Here is a 5,722-nt window from a genome sequence, read left to right as displayed (position 1 = left end):
ATCATCATCTCCGGTGGTCGTGCGCTTGGCTCCTCGGAGAAGTTCCAGGAAGTCATCCTGCCGGTCGCCGACAAGCTCGGTGCCGCCGTCGGCGCTTCCCGCGCCGCCGTCGATGCCGGCTACGCGCCCAACGACAGGCAGGTCGGCCAGACCGGCAAGGTCGTCGCCCCCGACCTGTACATCGCCGTCGGCATCTCCGGCGCCATCCAGCACCTCGCCGGCATGAAGGATTCCAAGGTCATCGTCGCCATCAACAAGGACGAGGAAGCGCCGATCTTCCAGGTTGCCGATTACGGACTCGTCGGCGATCTCTTCGTTATTCTGCCGGAGCTGCAGAAGGCGCTTTGACGCCTGTCGCGGCATGACGGGGCAACAACCTTCCAAACCATTCGATTTCGACCGGAGACTCCTATGCTCGAAACGCATCTTCATGACGATGTCCTCGAAATCGTGATGAACAATCCGCCGGTCAATGCTCTTGGACTCGGCCTTCGCGAGGGTATCGACAAGGCCCTGCGCGGCGCGCTTGCCGACGACAGGGTGAAGGCTATCGTGATCCGGGGAGCGGGCAAGCTGTTTTCGGGCGGCGCCGACATCACCGAGTTCGGCCAGCCGCATGAAGCGCCGTATCTGCCGGACCTGATCAATGCGATCGAGGCCAGCCCCAAGCCGGTGGTCGCCGCAATCCACGGTATGGCGCTCGGCGGCGGCCTCGAGGTCGCCATGGGCTGCCACTATCGCTTGGCGGCGCAGGCCGCGAAGCTCGGCCTGCCGGAGGTGACGTTAGGCATCCTGCCGGGGGCTGGCGGCACCCAGCGGCTGCCGCGCCTGGCAGGCGTGGATGCCGCGCTGAACATGATCGTTTCGGGTACGCCGATCTCGGGAGAGAAGGCGGCCGCTCTCGGCCTTGTCGATCAGCTCGCCCAGGAAGCCACGCTTCTGGAGCAGGCCATCGCCTTCGCCCGAGCGGCGAAGGCGCCGCGCCGCGCCCGCGATATCCCGCTCAAGGCCGAAGATGGTGTCTTCGAGCGTTTCGCGGCGGAGAACGCCCGCAAGATCGCCGGCCTCGATGCCCCCCTGGCCTGCATCGAGGCGGTCAAGGCCGCGGCCGGATTGCCGTTCGATAAGGGGCTGGCCAAGGAAGCCGCGCTGTTTCATGCGCTGGTCGACGGCGACCAGTCGAAGGCGCTGCGCCATGTGTTCTTCGCCGAGCGCGCCGCCGCCAAGATCGCGGACCTGCCGAGGGACACTCAATTGCGCGCCATCAAGAAGGTCGGCGTGATCGGCGCCGGCACGATGGGCGGCGGCATCTCGATGAATTTCCTCTCGGCCGGCATTCCCGTCACCATCGTCGACATGGCGCAGGATGCGCTGGACCGCGGCGTCGGGGTCGTGCGCAAGAACTACGAGGCGAGCGCAAGCAAGGGACGCATGACACAGGCGCAGGTCGAGTCGGCCATGGCGCTGCTGACATCGACGGTAAACTTCAACGCCCTTGCTGACTGCGACCTGGTGATCGAGGCAGTGTATGAGAACATAGACCTGAAGAAGCAGATATTCGCGCGCCTGGACGGGGTAGCCAAGGCGGGCGCCATGCTTGCTTCCAACACGTCATTCCTGAATGTCGACGACATCGCTTCCGTCACCAATCGCCCCAGCGACGTGCTGGGGCTGCATTTCTTTTCGCCGGCCAATGTGATGAAGCTGGTCGAGGTCGTGCGCGGCGCCAGGACGGCGCCGGACGCCCTCGCAACCGGCATGGAGATCGCCCGCCGGATCGGCAAGGCGCCGGTCGTGGCGGGAGTCTGCTACGGCTTCATCGGCAATCGCATGCTTATCCCACGGCAGGACAATGCCGAGGCCCTGCTATTGGAGGGCGCCACGCCCGAGCAGGTCGACCGGGTTCATACGGATTTCGGCATGCCCATGGGGCCGTTCCAGATGGCGGACCTCGCGGGCGTCGACATCGGCTGGCATCGCGACCCAGCGCGGATCGAGACCCTGCAGGACGCGCTCTGCGCGGAAGGACGCTGGGGCCAGAAGAAGCAGGCTGGATATTACGACTACGATGCCAAGCGCAAACCGACACCGTCGCCGATCGTCGCCGGGATCGTGGCGGACTTCCGTCGGAAGGCCGGCATCGTGCCCAGGCATATCTCCGATGAGGAGATCGTGGTGCGCACGCTCTACACAATGGTCAACGAAGGCGCGAAGATCCTTGAGGAGGGCTTTGCGCAGCGCACCTCTGACATCGACGTCGTATGGGTCTACGGCTATGGCTGGCCACGCCACAAAGGCGGCCCGATGTTCTGGGGCGATCAGGTCGGCGTCTCAAACATCGTCTCGGCGCTGGACCGGAACGCGGATCGTCTCGGAGCCGGCTTCACCCTGTCGCCGCTGCTCAAGCGACTGGCGGCCGAAGGCGGCAAGCTCGGGGGATGACCATGGCCGCCAACCCCGCCGAAGTCCTTTCGCTCCCCAGGCCGGCCTGGGCCGGCGAGGACGTCGCGATGGCCTACGACATGGCGCGGCGTTTCCTGGATGCGGAAATCGCCCCGCGCTACGACGATTACGAGAAGAACGAGATCGTCGACCGGTCGGCCTGGAGGAAAGCGGGAGCGGCCGGACTTTTATGCGCCTCGGTACCGGCGGAATATGGCGGCGCCGGCGGCACATTCGCGCATGAGAACATGATCGCCGAGGCCGTCAGCCATGTCGGCGTCGACGGCTTCGGCATCGTCCTGCACAACACCATCGTGGTGCCCTACATCCTGCATTACGGCTCGGAGGAACAGAAGCAGAAATGGCTGCCGAAGCTCGCCACCGGCGAATTGATCGGCGCCATCGCGATGACCGAGCCGGCCGGCGGCTCCGATCTGCAAGGCCTGGCGACGCGGGCTGAAAAGGACGGCAACCACTATCGCATCAGGGGCTCCAAGACCTTCATCACCAACGGCCAGAACGCCAATCTCATCATCGTCGCGACCAAGACCGATCCGCAGGAGGGCGCGAAGGGCATCTCGCTGATCGTCGTCGAAACCGACGAGGTCGAAGGCTTCGAACGCGGCCGCAACCTCGACAAGATCGGCCTGAAGTCCAACGACACGTCCGAGCTTTTCTTCAACGATGTGCGCGTGCCGACTGCGAATCTGCTCGGCAGCGAGGAGGGGTGGGGTTTCGTCCAGTTGATGCAGCAGCTTCCGCAGGAGCGGCTCATGGTCGGCACCGCCGCCGTCGCCATGTCCGAACGGGCGCTGGCGCTGACTGTCGATTATGTCAAAGAGCGCAGGGCCTTCGGCAAGGCGATCCTCGATTTCCAGAACACCCAGTTCAAGCTGGCGGAGCTGAAGACCGAAATCACCATCGGCCGCATTTTCTACAACAACTGCGTCGCTCGGCACGTTGCCGGCGAGCTCGATGCCACAACGGCCTCGATGGCGAAATACTGGTTGTCCGATCTGCAGGGCAAGGTGATGGACGAATGCCTGCAGTTGTTCGGCGGCTACGGCTACATGAACGAATATCCGATCGCGCGAATGTGGCGCGATGCCCGTGTGCAGCGCATCTACGGCGGCACCAACGAGATCATGAAGCTCTTGATCGCGAGGAGTTTGTAGAGCGGCCAACCGTCACGAGGAACGCGTCTGGGGACCGTCCCCTTCAGTGAGAAAGGCAAGCAGATGCAACCTGGCTGGGCAACGCAAATGAGTATCGAGTCAACAGGCAAGGCGCTGACGCCTTCGGACATAGCCGGCCGCAAGGGCGGTGAACCGATCGTCTGCCTGACCGCCTACACCACTCCCGTTGCCGGTCTCGCGGACCGGCATTGCGATGTCGTTCTGGTGGGCGATAGCGTCGGCATGGTCCTTCACGGCCTGCCGTCCACGCTGGGGGTCACGCTGGAGATGATGATCCTGCATGGCAGGGCGGTGCGGCGCGGCCTCACGCGAGCCCTGATGGTGGTCGACATGCCGTTCGGTTCCTACGAGGAAAGTCCGGAGCAGGCTTTCCACAGCGCGGCGCGCGTCATGGCCGAGACCGGCTGTGCGGCGGTGAAGCTCGAAGGCGGCGCGCGCATGGCGTCCACGATCGGTTTTCTGACCGCGCGCGGCATTCCCGTGATGGCGCATGTTGGCCTTACGCCGCAGGCGGTCAACACGCTTGGCGGTTACAAGGTCCAGGGCAGGGGGGCAGCGTCCGATCGGGTGATGAACGATGCCCTGGCCGTGGCGGAAGCGGGCGCGTTCTCGGTCGTTCTGGAGAAGATCCCGGAACCGGCCGCACGTGCGATCACGCAGCAGATCACAATCCCCACCATTGGCATCGGCGCCTCGTCCGCCTGCGACGGCCAAATCCTGGTGATCGATGACATGCTGGGATTGTTCACGACGTTCCGTCCGAAATTCGTCAAGCGATACGCGGAACTCGGGAACGATGCCGACGGGGCTCTTGCGGCCTATGCGCGGGAAGTGCGCGAAAGGCGCTTCCCGGCGGACGAGCATGTCTTTGCCGATGCTTCGGCATCTGCCGCCGGTGGAGTTGCAGCATGAGCGTCTCGGTCGTCCGAACGGTCGCGGCCTTGCGTGCCGCTGTCGCAAGGTGGAAGCGGGAGGGCCTTCGCGTCGCGGTCGTGCCGACCATGGGGGCGTTGCACGAGGGGCACTTGAGCCTCGTGCGCATAGCACTCGAACGCGCCGACCGGGTGGTGGTCACGCTGTTCGTCAACCCCACCCAGTTCAACAACACGGATGATCTCGCCGCCTATCCGCGCACCGAGGCCGAAGACCTGGTCAAGCTGCAGCCAACCGGCGCGCATCTTCTCTACGCGCCGGATGCGGCTGAAATATACCCAGCAGGGTTCTCAACGAAAATATCTGTCGGAATCGTGAGCGAGGGTCTGTGCGGCGCGTTCAGGCCTGGCCATTTTGACGGTGTCGCGACCGTTGTTGCCAAGCTATTGCTCCAGACCGGGGCAGACGTCGCCTGTTTCGGAGAGAAGGATTTCCAGCAGCTACAGGTCATCAAGCGGCTTGTGCGCGACCTGGACATCCTAGCCACGATAGTGCCTTGCCCAACAATTCGAGAGCCCGACGGCCTGGCGCTTTCGTCTCGCAATGTCCGCCTTGGTTCCGAGGCGCGGCGCATTGCGCCCGTTTTCCATCTTGTTTTGCAGGATGCAGCCACGCGTCTGTCGGCCGGCGAGCCGGTGCCATACACGCTTAACTGGGCGCGCTCTGCAATCGTTGCCTCTGGCTATGATTCAACCGAATACCTGGAACTGAGAGCCGAAGACGATCTGGGACCGCTCATGCGCCTCGACAGGCCTGCACGGCTGCTCGCGGCAGCATGGCTCGCGGGCGTGCGTTTGATCGACAACGTCAAAGTTGAGGGCTGCTGCCCCAGGGTGCTCTCGAATAAAGCGGCGAAAAGGGGAAAGACATGACGACAACCGGTTCAACCCCGCGTCCGCGCGATCAAGCTGCGGCGCTCGATATTGTCCCGCTGCCGGCAGCGTTCGTTGCCGGCAGCGCCGGGTTCGACAACAAGGCGGGACGCTGATGCGGGCGGTGCTGGAGCAGTTGGAGGCGCGCCGCGCTGAAGCGCGCCTTGGCGGCGGCCAGAAGCGCATCGACGCTCAGCACGCCAAGGGCAAGCTGACGGCGCGCGAACGGCTCGAGGTGCTTCTCGATGAAGGGTCCTTCGAGGAATACGACATGTACGT

6 protein-coding genes are annotated in these 5,722 nt (G+C 64.2%); all 6 read left to right on the top strand.

Annotated elements, in window-relative coordinates; all coding sequences use genetic code 11:
- Window positions 1-348, top strand: a 348-nt coding sequence (locus ACWGS9_RS33815; RefSeq protein WP_454509283.1) for an electron transfer flavoprotein subunit alpha/FixB family protein, incomplete at its 5' end; no start/stop codon positions are given.
- 63 nt (window positions 349-411) lie between these two features.
- Window positions 412-2,442, top strand: coding sequence for a 3-hydroxyacyl-CoA dehydrogenase NAD-binding domain-containing protein (locus tag ACWGS9_RS33810; protein ID WP_454509282.1), 2,031 nt, complete (start codon window positions 412-414; stop codon window positions 2,440-2,442).
- 2 nt (window positions 2,443-2,444) lie between these two features.
- The gene (locus ACWGS9_RS33805; RefSeq protein ID WP_454509281.1) at window positions 2,445-3,617 is read left to right on the top strand and encodes an acyl-CoA dehydrogenase family protein; all 1,173 of its coding nucleotides are present in this window, start codon (window positions 2,445-2,447) and stop codon (window positions 3,615-3,617) included.
- 87 nt (window positions 3,618-3,704) lie between these two features.
- Window positions 3,705-4,550: a 3-methyl-2-oxobutanoate hydroxymethyltransferase gene (gene panB / locus ACWGS9_RS33800; protein ID WP_454509280.1), complete on the top strand. Its 846-nt coding sequence runs from the start codon at window positions 3,705-3,707 to the stop codon at window positions 4,548-4,550.
- Window positions 4,547-5,443 carry a pantoate--beta-alanine ligase gene (gene panC, locus ACWGS9_RS33795; protein ID WP_454509279.1) on the top strand — a complete coding sequence of 299 codons (897 nt, stop codon included), beginning with the start codon at window positions 4,547-4,549 and terminating at the stop codon, window positions 5,441-5,443. The genes panB and panC overlap by 4 nt, the downstream gene beginning before the upstream one ends.
- A 115-nt stretch (window positions 5,444-5,558) precedes the next feature.
- On the top strand, window positions 5,559-5,722 hold a 164-nt coding region (locus tag ACWGS9_RS33790), incomplete at its 3' end, for a carboxyl transferase domain-containing protein (protein ID WP_454509284.1).

This window comes from Mesorhizobium sp. Arg314, assembly GCF_053714275.1.
The sequence above is the reverse complement of the archived record's forward strand: the minus strand, read 5'-3'. Positions and strand labels throughout refer to the sequence as shown.